Below are 14,588 nucleotides of genomic sequence, written 5' to 3' on the forward strand. Positions count from 1 at the left end.
AGGGGCGACATGGACTTGGCGGTTCGCCTGGTTTGGCGTTGACCGGGGCCGGCATCGCGACGGTAAATCGTCGCGATGCCGGCTTCATTATTGTGCGTTGAACGCCTGACCGTTGACGCCGGTGCTGTCCGGGCCCATGAGGTACAGGTAGACCGGCATGATCGCTTCGGGCGTCGGGTTGTTGAGCGGGTTTTCTCCCGGGTAGGCCTGGGCGCGCATGCTGGTGCGGGTGGCGCCGGGGTTGATGCTGTTGGCGCGCACGGCGGCGACGGTATCGACTTCGTCGGCCAGGGTCTGCATCAGTCCCTCGGTGGCGAACTTGGACACGCCATAGGCGCCCCAGTAGGCCCGGCCCTTGCGGCCGACGCTGCTGGAGGTGAACACCACGGACGCATCCTTGGACAGCTTGAGCAACGGCAGCAAGGTGCTGGTGAGCATGAACATCGCGTTGACGTTGACGTGCATCACCCGCATGAAGTTCTCACCGGACAACTGTTCCAGTGGCGTACGTGGGCCGATGATCGAGGCGTTGTGCAGCAAGCCGTCCAGATGTCCGAACTCGGTTTCGATCATCGCCGCCAGTTCATCGTACTGATGAGGCAGCGCCGTTTCGAGGTTGAAGGGGATCACCGCTGGCTGCGGATGACCGGCCGCTTCGATTTCATCGTAGACCTGGGTCAGGTTGGCTTCGGTCTTGCCCAGCAGCAGTACGGTGGCACCGTGGGCGGCGTAGGTTTTCGCCGCAGCGGCACCGATCCCGCGACCGGCGCCGGTGACCAGGATCACCCGGCCATTGAGCAGGTCGGGACGGGCGGAATAATCAAACATAAAAAACCTCACGAAACATAACGATGCGTGGTGGTGCGTTGTTGTGGCGAGGGGATTTATCCCCGCTGGGCTGCGAAGCAGCCCCTGTTTTTCATGCCATCGGGATCCAGGTTTTCTGAACTGGTGATGGAGGGGGGCGCTTCGCGCCCCAGCGGGGATAAATCCCCTCGCCACAACGGCTCAGTTCAGCAACTGCACAACGCGTTATCCAGCACTTCACGTAGCGCCGAAGGGTGGTCGATCACCACATCCGCGCCCCAATGGTTCGGGTTGTCGTCCGGGTGGATGTAGCCATAGGTCACCGCGCAGGTCTTGGTGCCGGCGCTGCGGCCGGACTCGATGTCCCGCAGGTCATCGCCCACGAACAGCACGCTGGCCGGGTCCAGGTCGAGCATCTTGCAGGCCAGGGCCAGCGGTTCCGGGTCCGGCTTGCTGTTTTTCACGTGGTCAGGGCAGATCAGCACTTTCGAACGCGCGGCCAGGCCCAGTTGCTGCATGATCGGTTCGGCGAAACGCACGGGCTTGTTAGTGACCACGCCCCAGATGAGGTTGGCCGCTTCGATATCGGCCAGTACTTCGGCCATGCCGTCGAACAGGTGGCTGTGGACCGCACAACCCTTGAGGTAGCGGTCGAGGAACTCCTGGCGCAGCTCCTCGAAGCCTGGTGATTCCGGGTCCATGGAAAAGGTCACCGCGACCATCGCCCGGGCGCCGCCGGAAATTTCGTCGCGAATGTGCTGGGTGTTCATCGGTGGCAAGCCACGGTCGGCGCGCATGGCCTGGCAGATGGCGATGAAGTCCGGCGCGGTGTCGAGCAGCGTGCCGTCCATGTCGAAGAGAACCGCTTTGAGACGCATCGACTTACTCCTCGCGCAGGGTCTGGATCATGTAGTTGACGTCAACGTCGGCGGCCAGCTTGTAGTGCTTGGTCAATGGGTTGTAGGTCAGGCCGATGATGTCCTTGACCGTCAGCCCGGCCGCGCGGCTCCAGGCGCCCAGTTCGGAAGGGCGGATGAATTTCTTGAAGTCGTGAGTGCCCCGTGGCAACAGCTTCATGATGTATTCGGCGCCGATGATGGCGAACAGGTAGGCCTTCGGGTTGCGGTTGATGGTGGAGAAGAACACCTGGCCGCCCGGCTTGACCATGCGGAAGCAGGCGCGGATGACCGAGGACGGGTCCGGCACATGCTCGAGCATTTCCAGGCAGGTGACCACGTCGAATTGGCCGGGCATTTCTTCGGCCAGGGCCTCGGCGGTGATCTGCCGGTATTCCACGCTGACGCCGGACTCCAATTGATGCAGTTGCGCCACCGCCAGCGGCGCTTCGCCCATGTCGATGCCCATCACCGTCGCTCCGCGCTGGGCCATGGCTTCGCTGAGGATGCCGCCGCCGCAACCGACGTCGAGGACCTTCTTGCCCGCCAGGTTGACCCGCTCGTCAATCCAGTTGACCCGCAACGGGTTGATGTCGTGCAGCGGTTTGAATTCGCTTTCACGGTCCCACCAGCGATGGGCCAGGGCTTCGAACTTGGCGATTTCGGCGTGGTCGACGTTGCTCATGTGCAGATCCTCGAAAAGCTTGAAAAATCAGATGCCCCGAGCCGTGGCTCCAGGGGCGTGGTCATTCGTTGTGGCCGCTGATGCGCCGACCCCAGGCCTGGGCCGTGGCGATCAGTGTCGGTTCGTCCATGCGGGTCAGCCGGCCATCCTCCAGTAACGGCTTGCCGCCTACCCACAAGTGTTTGACGCAATCGCGGCCGGTGGCATAAATCAGTTGTGACACCGGGTCGTAGATCGGCTGCTGGGCCAGGCCTGACAGATCGAAGGCCACCAGGTCGGCGGCCTTGCCGACTTCCAGGGAGCCAACGGTCGCTTCGATGCCCAGTGCCCGGGCACCGTTGAGCGTGGCCATGCGCAGCGCCCGATGGGCATCCAGGGCCGTGGCCGAACCGGCGACGGCCTTGGCCAGCAGGGCGGCGGTGCGGGTTTCGCCGAGCAGGTCCAGGTCGTTGTTGCTCGCCGCACCGTCGGTGCCGAGGGCGACATTGACGCCGGCTTGCCACAGGCGCTCCACCGGGCAGAAACCGCTGGCCAGCTTCAGGTTCGATTCCGGGCAATGGATCACGCTGCAATTGCTTTCTACCAGCAGGGCTTGGTCCTCGTCGCTGATCTGAGTCATGTGCACGGCCTGGAAGCGTGGTCCCAGCAGGCCAAGGCGTCCCAGGCGAGCCATTGGCCGCTCAGCGGTGTTATCCACAGCCTGCTGCACTTCGAAGGCGGTTTCATGAACATGCATATGAATGGCCGCGTCCAGTTCCTCGGCGATCACGCGGATTTTCTCCAGGTTCTCGTCGCCCACCGTGTAGGGGGCGTGCGGGCCGAATGCGACTTTGATCCGCGGATGGTGCTTGAGGTCGCCGAACAATTCGATGCCCTGACGAATGGCGTCGTCGGCGCTGGCGGCACCGGGGATCGGAAAGTCGAGGATCGGAATGGCGATTTGCGCGCGAATACCGCTGTCGTGGACGCACTCGCTGGCGATCTTGGGGTAGAAATACATGTCGGAGAAGCAGGTGATGCCACCCTTGATCTGCTCGGCGATCGCCAGGTCGGTGCCATCCCGGACGAAATCTTCATCGACCCATTTGGCTTCAGCCGGCCAGATGTGCTGTTCCAGCCAGGTCATCAAGGGCAGGTCGTCGGCCAGGCCGCGAAACAGGGTCATGGCCGCGTGGCCGTGGGCGTTGATCAGGCCGGGGCTGAGCAGCATGCCGGGCAGTTCACGGACCTCGGTGGCGTCACACTTCAGGGCCTCTGCCCGTGGACCGATGAACACGATGCAACCGTCGCGAATGCCCAGGCCATGGTTCTTGAGCACTACACCGGCGGGTTCGACAGGCACCAACCAGGTCGGCAGCAATAATAAGTCGAGCGCAACGGCAGGCTTGGGCATCGTGGAACGGTTCCATGGGGTATAAAGGATGGCGAAGTATACCCGAGCGTCTTCGCGGAGGGATCGCTATAATCGGCGGCTTTTGTTCATGAGTGCGGGGTGAAGGATGCGCGATCGACTATTGGCTGCGGAGAAGGTGAAGGCCATCGATTGGCGTGATGGCGTCCTGTACCTGCTGGACCAGCGTAGCTTGCCGTTCGAGGAAAGCTGGATCGCCTGCACACGTGTGGCCGATGTGGCCGAGGCCATTGGCTCGATGGCCGTGCGCGGTGCGCCGGTCATTGGCATCAGTGCGGCGTATGGCGTGGTGCTGGCGGCGCAGGCCAGAATGGCCGAAGGAGGCGATTGGCAAGCGGCCCTGGAGGCCGATTTTGCCTTGCTGGCCGCAGCCCGGCCGACGGCGGCAAACCTGTTCTGGGCGCTGGATCGAATGCGCGACCGGCTGGGGCGTTTGAAAGAGCATACCGAGCCGCTGGCGGCACTCGAGGCCGAAGCCATCGCGATCCACGTGAGCGATCGCGAAGCCAACCTGACCATGGCCCAGTTGGGGGTCGACCTGATCCGCAAGCACCAGGGCAACGCCCAGGCCATTCTCACCCATTGCAACACCGGCGCCCTGGCCACCGGCGGTTTTGGCACGGCCTTGGGGGTTATCCGGGGTGCGTATATCGAAGGCATGGTGGAGCGTGTCTATGCCGACGAAACCCGGCCGTGGCTGCAAGGCTCGCGTTTGACGGCATGGGAACTGGCCCGGGAAGGCATTCCGGTGACCCTCAACGCCGATTCCGCCGCTGCCCATATCATGAAGACCAAGGGTGTGACCTGGGTGATCGTCGGTGCCGATTGCATCGCCGCCAATGGCGACGTAGCGAACAAGATAGGCACTTATCAGCTGGCGGTCTGTGCCATGCACCATGGTGTGCGCTTCATGGTAGTGGCACCGAGCTCGATCATCGACATGAGCCTGGCCAGCGGTGAAGACATTCCGGCGGAGGAGGGCGACGGGCACGAACTGCTGGAAATCGGTGGCAGGGGGCTCGGCGCGGAGGTAGGTGCCTTCAATCCGGTCTTCGATATCACTCCGGCGGACCTGATCGACGTCATCGTCACGGAGAAGGGCATCATCGAGCGCCCGGACACCGCGAAACTGGCGCAGTTGATGTGCCGCAAGCGGTTGCACTGATGGCTTGTGCTGTCTGACCTGTCGCCATCGCGAGCAAGCTCGCTCCCACATTGGATCGGGTTCGTGGCCGAAATCTCGAGCATGCACAGATCCCTGTGGGAGCGAGCTTGCTCGCGATGAGGCCCTTGAAGGCAACAAATCCCTTGCATTTTGCCCCTGAATCTCTATCCGCAGCGCTTCTAAGCCCCTCTGGTCCCATATCAGCCTGTCACCGGTCAACTAACTATGCACCATGCGCATCTGGGGGATAGGTGCGTGGCGGCTCTTGTGATAACATCCGGCGGTTTCCAGGGCTGCCTCGCGAGGTGGCCTTTACTGCGCAGATCCATGGCATAACTCGTTGATTTGTCGTAAGTCGCTGCACGGCATTTGTTCTGCAGCGGCGAGCTTCGTTCGTCCCATCTGGATGTGACGAGGTTTCACCAGAAAAAGGAATCAGGCTTCTCATGGGCGAACTGGCCAAAGAAATCCTCCCGGTCAATATCGAAGACGAGCTGAAACAGTCCTACCTCGACTACGCAATGAGCGTAATCGTCGGGCGGGCGCTGCCGGATGCGCGCGATGGCTTGAAGCCCGTGCACCGGCGCGTGCTGTTCGCGATGAGCGAGCTGGGCAACGACTTCAACAAGCCGTACAAGAAATCCGCCCGTGTCGTCGGCGACGTGATCGGTAAGTATCACCCCCACGGCGACACTGCCGTGTACGACACCATCGTTCGTATGGCGCAACCCTTCTCCTTGCGCTACCTGCTGGTAGACGGCCAGGGCAACTTCGGTTCGGTGGACGGCGACAACGCCGCGGCCATGCGATATACCGAAGTGCGCATGACCAAGCTGGCCCACGAGCTGTTGGCCGACCTGCACAAGGAAACCGTGGACTGGGTGCCGAACTACGACGGCACCGAAATGATCCCGGCGGTCATGCCGACCCGTATCCCGAACCTGCTCGTCAACGGTTCCAGCGGTATCGCCGTGGGCATGGCGACCAACATCCCGCCGCACAACCTCGGTGAAGTCATCGACGGTTGCCTGGCCCTCATCGACAATCCCGAGCTGACCGTCGATGAGCTGATGCAATATATCCCCGGTCCGGATTTCCCGACCGCTGCGATCATCAACGGTCGCGCCGGCATCATCGAAGCCTACCGCACCGGCCGTGGCCGCATTTACATGCGCGCCCGCTCGACGGTGGAAGACATCGACAAGGTCGGCGGCCGCCAGCAGATCGTCATCACCGAATTGCCGTACCAGTTGAACAAGGCTCGCCTGATCGAGAAGATCGCCGAGCTGGTGAAAGAGAAAAAACTCGAAGGCATCACCGAGCTGCGTGACGAGTCCGACAAGGACGGCATGCGTGTCGTGATCGAGCTGCGCCGTGGCGAAGTGCCTGAGGTGATCCTCAACAACCTCTACGCCCAGACCCAGCTGCAAAGCGTGTTCGGCATCAACATCGTTGCGCTGATCGACGGCCGTCCGCGGATCCTGAACCTCAAGGACCTGCTGGAAGCCTTCGTGCGTCACCGTCGTGAAGTGGTCACCCGCCGCACGGTGTTCGAACTGCGCAAGGCTCGCGAGCGTGGCCACATTCTCGAAGGCCAGGCCGTTGCCCTGTCGAACATCGACCCGGTGATCGCCTTGATCAAGGCCTCGCCAACCCCGTCGGAAGCCAAGGAAGCGCTGATCAGCACCCCTTGGGAGTCCACTGCGGTGATGGCAATGGTCGAGCGCGCTGGCGCCGATTCTTGCCGCCCGGAGAATCTCGACCCGCAATACGGCCTGCGCGAAGGCAAGTACTTCCTGTCCCCGGAACAGGCGCAAGCCATCCTGGAGCTGCGCCTGCACCGCCTGACCGGCCTCGAGCACGAGAAGCTGCTGGCCGAGTACCAGGAAATCCTCAACCAGATCGGCGAGCTGATCCGCATCCTCAACAGCGCTACGCGCCTGATGGAAGTGATTCGCGAAGAGCTGGAAGTGATCCGCGCCGAATACGGCGACGTGCGCCGCACCGAGATCCTCGATGCGCGCCTGGACCTGACCCTGGGTGACATGATCCCGGAAGAAGAGCGCGTGGTGACCATTTCCCACGGCGGCTATGCCAAGACCCAGCCGCTGGCCGCCTACCAGGCCCAGCGTCGCGGCGGCAAAGGCAAGTCCGCGACGGGCGTCAAGGACGAGGACTACATCGCTCACCTGCTGGTCGCCAACAGCCACACCACGCTGCTGCTGTTCTCCAGCAAGGGCAAGGTGTACTGGCTCAAGACCTACGAAATCCCGGAAGCGTCCCGTGCCGCTCGTGGCCGTCCGCTGGTCAACCTGTTGCCGCTGGACGATGGTGAATACATCACCACCATGTTGCCGGTGGAAGAGTACACCGAGGGTCACTACATCTTCATGGCCACCGCCAACGGAACCGTGAAGAAGACCCCGCTGGAATCCTTCAGCCGTCAGCGCAGCGTCGGTCTGATCGCCCTGGAACTGGATGAAGGTGACGTGCTGATCTCCGCCGCCATCACCGACGGCGAGCGTGAGGTCATGCTGTTCTCCGACGGCGGTAAGGTCACTCGCTTCAAGGAGTCCGACGTTCGCGCCATGGGCCGTACCGCTCGCGGTGTGCGCGGCATGCGTCTGCCGGAAGGCCAGAAGCTGATTTCCATGCTGATCCCCGAAGAAGGCAGCCAGATCCTCACCGCTTCGGCCCGTGGTTATGGCAAGCGCACGGCCATCAGCGAGTTCCCCGAGTACAAGCGTGGCGGCCAGGGCGTTATCGCCATGGTCAGCAACGAGCGTAACGGTCGTCTGGTGGGTGCGGTCCAGGTGCTCGATGGCGAGGAGATCATGTTGATCTCCGACCAGGGCACCCTGGTGCGCACGCGAGTCGCCGAAGTGTCGAGCCTGGGTCGTAACACCCAGGGCGTGACGCTGATCAAGCTGGCCAGCGACGAAACACTGGTCGGGCTTGAGCGGGTCCAGGAACCGTCGGAGGTTGAAGGCGAGGAGTTGGAAGGCGAGGAAGGCGCGGCGTTCGACGGCACCCTCGGGGCCGATGTCGACGACGCTGTCGGCGACCAACCGCTCGACGCCGCCGCAGACGAAGAAGAACCGCAGGACTAAGCGGACACGCAGGGGGCGGATGAAGATTCGCCCCCTTGTTGTTTGTCTCTTTTGAAAATTTGCGACTTGGCGTTGAACAAGAGCAGGATCGTTCCCACGCTCTGCGTGGGAATGCCGCTTGGGACGCTCCGCGTCCCATGACGCAGGGCGTCATTGGATGCATTCCCACGCAGAGCGTAGGAACGATCATCCGTAGACCAAAAGATTTATGTGACCACCAGATCAGAGCGAGATTGGATGTGAGCAAGAGAGCCTATAACTTCTGTGCCGGCCCGGCGGCGCTTCCTGAAGCGGTCCTGAAGCGTGCCCAGGGTGAACTTCTCGACTGGCATGGCAAGGGCCTGTCGGTCATGGAAATGAGCCATCGCAGCGATGAGTTCGTGTCCATTGCCACCAAGGCCGAGCAGGACCTGCGTGATCTGCTGAACATCCCGTCCAACTACAAGGTGCTGTTCCTGCAAGGCGGCGCGAGCCAGCAGTTCGCCCAGATTCCGTTGAACCTGCTGCCGGAAAACGGCAAGGCCGACTACATCGACACCGGCATCTGGTCGCAGAAAGCCATCGAAGAAGCTTCGCGCTACGGTCACGTCAACGTGGCCGCCACCGCCAAGCCCTACGACTATTTCGCGATTCCCGGCCAGAACGAGTGGAACCTGTCCAAGGACGCGGCCTACGTTCACTATGCGCCGAACGAAACCATCGGTGGCCTGGAATTCAACTGGATCCCGGAAACGGGCGACGTGCCATTGGTGGCCGACATGTCCTCGGACATCCTCTCGCGCCCTGTGGATATCTCCCGTTTCGGCATGATCTACGCGGGTGCCCAGAAGAACATCGGCCCAAGCGGCATCCTGGTCAGCATCATCCGTGAAGACCTGCTGGGGCGTGCCCGCTCCCTGTGCCCGACCATGCTCAACTACAAGGTCGCGGCCGACAACGGCTCGATGTACAACACCCCGCCGACCCTGGCCTGGTACCTGTCGGGCCTGGTGTTCGAATGGCTGAAGGAGCAGGGCGGTGTCGAAGCCATCGGCAAGCTCAACGAAGTGAAGCAGCGCACGCTGTATGACTTCATCGACGCCAGCGGCCTCTACAGCAACCCGATCAACAAGACCGATCGTTCGTGGATGAACGTGCCGTTCCGCCTGGCCGACGACCGTCTCGACAAGCCGTTCCTGGCTGGTGCCGACGAGCGCGGCCTGCTGAACCTCAAGGGCCACCGTTCGGTCGGTGGCATGCGCGCCTCCATCTACAACGCCGTCGACATCAACGCCGTCAATGCGTTGATTGCCTACATGGCAGAGTTCGAGAAGGAACATGGCTGATGTCTGAGCAAGAACTCAAGGCGCTGCGCTTGCGTATCGATGCCCTGGACGAAAAGGTCCTGGAGCTGATCAGCGAGCGCGCGCGCTGCGCCCAGGAAGTCGCCCGGGTGAAGATGGCCTCCCTGGCCGAAGGCGAAGTGCCGGTGTTCTATCGCCCCGAGCGTGAAGCGCAGGTGCTCAAGCGTGTCATGGAGCGCAACAAGGGACCGCTGGGCAACGAAGAGATGGCGCGTCTGTTCCGCGAAATCATGTCGTCGTGCCTGGCCCTCGAGCAGCCGCTGAAAGTCGCCTACCTGGGGCCGGAAGGTACCTTCACCCAGGCGGCGGCCATGAAGCACTTCGGGCACGCCGTGATCAGCAAGCCGATGGCGGCCATTGACGAAGTGTTCCGTGAAGTGGCCGCCGGCGCGGTGAATTTTGGCGTGGTGCCGGTGGAGAACTCCACCGAAGGCGCAGTCAACCACACGCTGGACAGTTTCCTCGAGCACGACATGGTGATCTGCGGCGAAGTCGAGTTGCGCATCCACCACCACCTGCTGGTGGGCGAGAACACCAAGACCGACAGCATCAGCCGGATCTATTCCCACGCCCAGTCGTTGGCCCAGTGCCGCAAGTGGCTGGACGCCCATTACCCGAACGTCGAACGCGTGGCTGTATCGAGCAACGCCGAGGCGGCCAAGCGGGTCAAGGGCGAATGGAACTCGGCGGCGATTGCTGGCGATATGGCGGCCGGCCTCTATGGGCTGACGCGCCTGGCCGAAAAAATCGAGGATCGCCCGGACAACTCCACGCGATTCCTGATGATCGGCAGCCAGGAAGTCCCGCCGACCGGCGACGACAAGACCTCGATCATCGTTTCCATGAGCAACAAGCCCGGTGCGCTCCATGAGCTGCTGGTGCCGTTCCATGACAACGGTATCGACCTGACGCGGATCGAGACCCGTCCGTCGCGCAGCGGTAAATGGACCTACGTGTTCTTCATCGATTTCGTCGGCCACCACCGCGATCCGCTGGTAAAAGGTGTGCTGGAGAAAATCAGTCAGGAAGCAGTGGCACTCAAGGTGCTGGGTTCCTACCCCAAGGCAGTTCTTTAAGGGCGGATAGCAAATGAGTGGCAACTTCCTCGCTCTGGCTCAGCCAGGCGTGCAACAACTCTCGCCTTACGTTCCGGGCAAACCCGTGGACGAGCTGGCCCGTGAGCTGGACCTGGATCCGGCTAGCATCGTCAAGTTGGCGAGCAACGAAAACCCGTTGGGCGCAAGCCCCAAGGCACTGGCGGCGATCCGCGACGAACTGGCCGAGCTGACCCGTTACCCCGATGGCAATGGCTTTGCGCTCAAGAGCCTGCTGGCCGAGCGCTGTGGTGTCGAGCTGAGCCAGGTGACGCTGGGCAATGGTTCCAACGACATCCTTGAGCTGGTCGCTCGTGCGTACCTGGCGCCAGGTCTCAACGCGGTGTTCAGCGAGCACGCGTTCGCGGTCTACCCGATCGCGACCCAGGCCGTCGGCGCGGATGCCCATGTGGTTCCCGCCAAGGACTGGGGGCACGACCTGCCCGCCATGCTGGCCGCCATCGATGCCAACACCCGCGTGGTTTTCATTGCCAATCCGAACAACCCGACCGGCACCTGGTTCGATGCCCAGGCCCTGGATGACTTCCTGCAGGACGTGCCCGCGCACGTGCTGGTGGTGTTGGACGAGGCTTACATCGAATACGCCGAAGGCAGCGATTTGCCCGATGGGCTGGATTTCCTCGCCGCCTACCCGAACCTGCTGGTTTCGCGCACCTTCTCCAAAGCCTATGGCCTGGCCTCGCTGCGGGTCGGCTACGGCCTGTCCACCGCCGTGGTGGCCGATGTGCTGAACCGCGTGCGCCAGCCGTTCAACGTCAACAGCTTCGCCCTGGCCGCCGCCTGTGCGGCCTTGCAGGATGAAGCCTACCTGGCTGAAAGCCGTCGCCTCAACGCGGCCGGCATGCAGCAGTTGGAGGCGGGGCTGCGTGAGCTGGGCCTGGGCTGGATTCCATCCAAAGGCAATTTCATCTGCATCGACCTGGGGCGTGTCGCCGCGCCGGTGTACCAGGGGCTGTTGCGCGAAGGTGTGATCGTGCGTCCGGTGGCCAATTACGGCATGCCGAACCACTTGCGCGTCACCATCGGCCTGCCGGCGGAAAACAGCCGTTTCCTCGAGGTGTTGAGCAAGGTCCTGGTTCGTGGTTGATGTCACTTCGCTGCAATCTGCTGCCCCTATGATCGGTCGCCTGGTGGTGGTCGGCCTGGGGTTGATCGGCGGTTCGTTCGCCAAGGGCTTGCGTGAAAGCGGCCTGTGCCGCGAGGTGGTCGGTGTCGACCTGGATCCGCAGTCGCGCAAGCTGGCCGTGGAGCTGGGTGTGGTCGATCGCTGCGAGGACGACCTGGCGATCGCTTGCCAGGGCGCGGACGTGATCCAGCTGGCAGTGCCGATCCTGGCTATGGAAAAACTGTTGGCGCGCCTGGCGACCATGAACCTGGGGCAGGCGATCCTGACCGACGTCGGCAGCGCCAAGGGCAACGTCGTGCGCGCCGCCACCGAGGCCTTCGACGGGATGCCGGCGCGCTTCGTGCCCGGTCATCCGATTGCCGGCTCGGAGCAGAGCGGGGTGGAAGCCTCCAACGCCGAACTGTTTCGTCGTCACAAAGTGATTCTCACGCCGCTGGACCAGACGGATCCAGCCGCGCTGGCGGTGGTGGACCGTTTGTGGCGCGAACTGGGCGCTGATGTCGAGCACATGCAGGTCGAGCGTCACGATGAAGTATTGGCCGCCACCAGCCATTTGCCACACCTGTTGGCGTTCGGCCTGGTGGATTCATTGGCCAAACGCAATGAAAATCTTGAGATCTTCCGTTACGCTGCCGGCGGTTTCCGCGATTTCACGAGAATCGCCGGAAGCGACCCGGTCATGTGGCACGACATCTTCCTCGCCAACCGCGAAGCTGTCTTGCGCACACTCGATACATTTCGCAGCGACCTCGACGCCTTGCGCGACGCGGTCGATGCAGGGGACGGGCACCAATTGCTGGGCGTTTTCACGCGCGCCAGGGTGGCCCGCGAGCATTTCAGTAAAATCCTGGCCCGTCGGGCCTATGTGGACGCTATGAACTCCAACGATCTGATTTTCCTGGCACAACCTGGTGGCTCCCTGAGTGGGCGTATTCGTGTACCGGGCGATAAATCGATTTCCCACCGTTCGATCATGCTCGGCTCCCTGGCCGAAGGTGTGACCGAGGTGGAAGGCTTCCTCGAGGGCGAAGATGCCCTGGCCACGCTGCAGGCGTTTCGCGACATGGGGGTGGTCATCGAAGGCCCGCACCACGGCCGTGTGACCATCCATGGTGTCGGCCTGCACGGCCTCAAGCCTGCCCCAGGGCCGATCTACCTGGGTAATTCCGGGACTTCGATGCGTCTGTTGTCCGGCCTGCTGGCCGCGCAGGACTTCGACAGCACCCTGACCGGCGACGCCTCGCTGTCCAAGCGCCCGATGAACCGCGTCGCCAACCCGTTGCGGGAAATGGGCGCGGTCATCGAGACCGCGGCAGACGGTCGTCCGCCGATGACCATTCGTGGCGGCAACAAGCTCAAGGGCCTGACCTACACCATGCCGATGGCTAGCGCCCAGGTGAAATCCTGCTTGCTGCTGGCCGGTCTCTACGCCGAGGGCAAGACCACCGTCACCGAACCGGCCCCGACCCGCGACCATACCGAGCGCATGCTGCGCGGCTTCGGCTACCCGGTTACGGTGGATGGCGCCACGGCGTCCGTCGAGTCTGGTAACAAGCTGACCGCGACCCACATCGAAGTGCCGGGCGATATCTCGTCCTCGGCATTCTTCCTGGTGGCCGCCTCGATCGCCGAAGGCTCCGACCTGGTGCTCGAACACGTCGGCATCAACCCGACCCGTACCGGCGTGATCGACATCCTGCGCCTGATGGGCGCTGACATTACGCTGGAAAACCAGCGTGAAGTTGGCGGCGAACCCGTAGCGGACCTGCACGTACGAGCAGCTAAGCTCAAGGGTATCGAGATTCCGGAGGCGCTGGTTCCGCTGGCCATCGACGAGTTCCCGGTGCTGTTCGTAGCGGCCGCCTGTGCAGAAGGGCGCACCGTGCTGACTGGTGCCGAAGAGCTGCGGGTCAAGGAGTCGGATCGCATCCAGGTGATGGCTGATGGCTTGCTCGCCCTGGGCGTCAAGTGCCAGCCGACGCCGGACGGCATTATCATCGACGGCGGCCAGATCGGCGGCGGCGAAGTCCATGGTCACGGTGATCATCGCATCGCCATGGCCTTCAGTGTTGCGTCTTTGCGCGCCAGCGCGCCGATTCGCATCCATGATTGCGCCAACGTCGCCACGTCGTTCCCGAACTTCCTGGCGCTGTGCGCACAGGTCGGTATTCGAGTAGCACAAGAGGCGCAGTCGTGAACATCAAGGCACCGGTCATCACCATCGATGGCCCAAGCGGTTCGGGCAAGGGCACCGTCGCCGGGATCCTGGCCAGGCAGTTGGGCTGGAACCTGCTCGATTCGGGTGCCTTGTACCGTCTGCTGGCGTTCGCCGCCGCCAACCATGGCGTCGACCTGACCAACGAGGAGTTGCTCAAGGCGCTGGCGGCTCACCTGGACGTACAGTTCATTGCGGCGACCGACGGTCAGCTCCAGCGCATTATCCTGGAGGGTGATGAAGTCAGTGATGTCATCCGTACCGAAAGCGTGGGCGCCGGGGCCTCCCAGGTCGCCGCGCTGCCAGCGGTGCGCGAAGCGTTGCTGCAACGTCAGCGCGCTTTCCAGGAGCCGCCGGGGCTAGTGGCTGATGGTCGCGACATGGGCACGGTGGTCTTTCCTGACGCGCCTTTGAAGATTTTCCTCACCGCCAGCGCCGAGGAGAGGGCGCGCCGCCGATATTTGCAGTTGAAGGGCAAGGGCGAGGATGTTAGTCTGTCGAGTCTGCTAGATGAGATCCGTGCACGCGACGAGCGTGACACCCAGCGCGCAGTAGCCCCGCTCAAGCCGGCGGCCGACGCGATACAGCTGGATTCAACGGAGTTGTCCATCGATCAGGTGCTGCAACGCATCATGAGCGAGATCGCCATTCGCGATATCGCCGGGTGACCAGGAAGCTTCGCAGGGGACCAGTCATAGTCCTGCGATGCTTCTTT

Annotated in this window: 11 protein-coding genes; 7 read left to right on the forward strand and 4 right to left on the reverse strand. The window is 62.7% G+C overall.

Annotated features, from left to right (window positions below; translation table 11 throughout):
- Positions 1–87: 87 nt before the first annotated feature.
- The 4 genes from BM317_RS11095 to BM317_RS11110 all read right to left on the reverse strand — a co-directional run bounded on the left by BM317_RS11095 (position 88) and on the right by BM317_RS11110 (position 3,781).
- Positions 88–828, reverse strand: a complete 741-nt coding sequence (locus tag BM317_RS11095) for a YciK family oxidoreductase (RefSeq protein ID WP_060738597.1) — start codon at positions 826–828, stop codon at positions 88–90.
- Between the two features lie 185 nt (positions 829–1,013).
- Complete coding sequence (gene mupP, locus BM317_RS11100; protein WP_092167513.1) at positions 1,014–1,685, reverse strand: N-acetylmuramic acid 6-phosphate phosphatase MupP; 672 nt, start codon at positions 1,683–1,685, stop codon at positions 1,014–1,016.
- Between the two features lie 4 nt (positions 1,686–1,689).
- Entirely contained in the window at positions 1,690–2,388 is a 699-nt protein-coding gene (ubiG, locus tag BM317_RS11105; protein ID WP_063322361.1) for a bifunctional 2-polyprenyl-6-hydroxyphenol methylase/3-demethylubiquinol 3-O-methyltransferase UbiG, read from the reverse strand.
- Positions 2,389–2,449: 61 nt separating this feature from the next.
- Complete coding sequence (locus BM317_RS11110; protein ID WP_092474303.1) at positions 2,450–3,781, reverse strand: TRZ/ATZ family hydrolase; 1,332 nt, start codon at positions 3,779–3,781, stop codon at positions 2,450–2,452.
- 106 nt (positions 3,782–3,887) lie between these two features.
- Between BM317_RS11110 and mtnA the strand changes: the two genes are divergently transcribed.
- The 7 genes from mtnA to cmk all read left to right on the forward strand — a co-directional run bounded on the left by mtnA (position 3,888) and on the right by cmk (position 14,541).
- Positions 3,888–4,964 carry an S-methyl-5-thioribose-1-phosphate isomerase gene (gene mtnA / locus BM317_RS11115; RefSeq protein WP_092474305.1) on the forward strand — a complete coding sequence of 359 codons (1,077 nt, stop codon included), beginning with the start codon at positions 3,888–3,890 and terminating at the stop codon, positions 4,962–4,964.
- Positions 4,965–5,410: 446 nt separating this feature from the next.
- On the forward strand, positions 5,411–8,074 hold the full coding sequence (gene gyrA, locus BM317_RS11120; protein ID WP_092474307.1) for a DNA gyrase subunit A: 2,664 nt from the start codon (positions 5,411–5,413) through the stop codon (positions 8,072–8,074).
- 239 nt (positions 8,075–8,313) lie between these two features.
- Positions 8,314–9,399 carry a 3-phosphoserine/phosphohydroxythreonine transaminase gene (serC, locus tag BM317_RS11125; protein ID WP_041024563.1) on the forward strand — a complete coding sequence of 362 codons (1,086 nt, stop codon included), beginning with the start codon at positions 8,314–8,316 and terminating at the stop codon, positions 9,397–9,399.
- Positions 9,399–10,493: a prephenate dehydratase gene (pheA, locus tag BM317_RS11130; RefSeq protein ID WP_003199233.1), complete on the forward strand. Its 1,095-nt coding sequence runs from the start codon at positions 9,399–9,401 to the stop codon at positions 10,491–10,493. Before serC ends, pheA begins: the two co-directional genes overlap by 1 nt.
- A gap of 13 nt (positions 10,494–10,506) precedes the next feature.
- The gene (gene hisC / locus BM317_RS11135) at positions 10,507–11,619 is read left to right on the forward strand and encodes a histidinol-phosphate transaminase (RefSeq protein WP_092474310.1); all 1,113 of its coding nucleotides are present in this window, start codon (positions 10,507–10,509) and stop codon (positions 11,617–11,619) included.
- Positions 11,620–11,647: 28 nt separating this feature from the next.
- The gene (locus BM317_RS11140) at positions 11,648–13,855 is read left to right on the forward strand and encodes a bifunctional prephenate dehydrogenase/3-phosphoshikimate 1-carboxyvinyltransferase (protein WP_256574125.1); all 2,208 of its coding nucleotides are present in this window, start codon (positions 11,648–11,650) and stop codon (positions 13,853–13,855) included.
- The gene (gene cmk, locus BM317_RS11145) at positions 13,852–14,541 is read left to right on the forward strand and encodes a (d)CMP kinase (RefSeq protein ID WP_014337227.1); all 690 of its coding nucleotides are present in this window, start codon (positions 13,852–13,854) and stop codon (positions 14,539–14,541) included. The genes BM317_RS11140 and cmk overlap by 4 nt, the downstream gene beginning before the upstream one ends.
- Positions 14,542–14,588 lie beyond the last annotated feature (47 nt).

This window comes from Pseudomonas sp. NFACC24-1, assembly GCF_900115235.1.
GTDB lineage: Bacteria > Pseudomonadota > Gammaproteobacteria > Pseudomonadales > Pseudomonadaceae > Aquipseudomonas > Aquipseudomonas fluorescens_AA.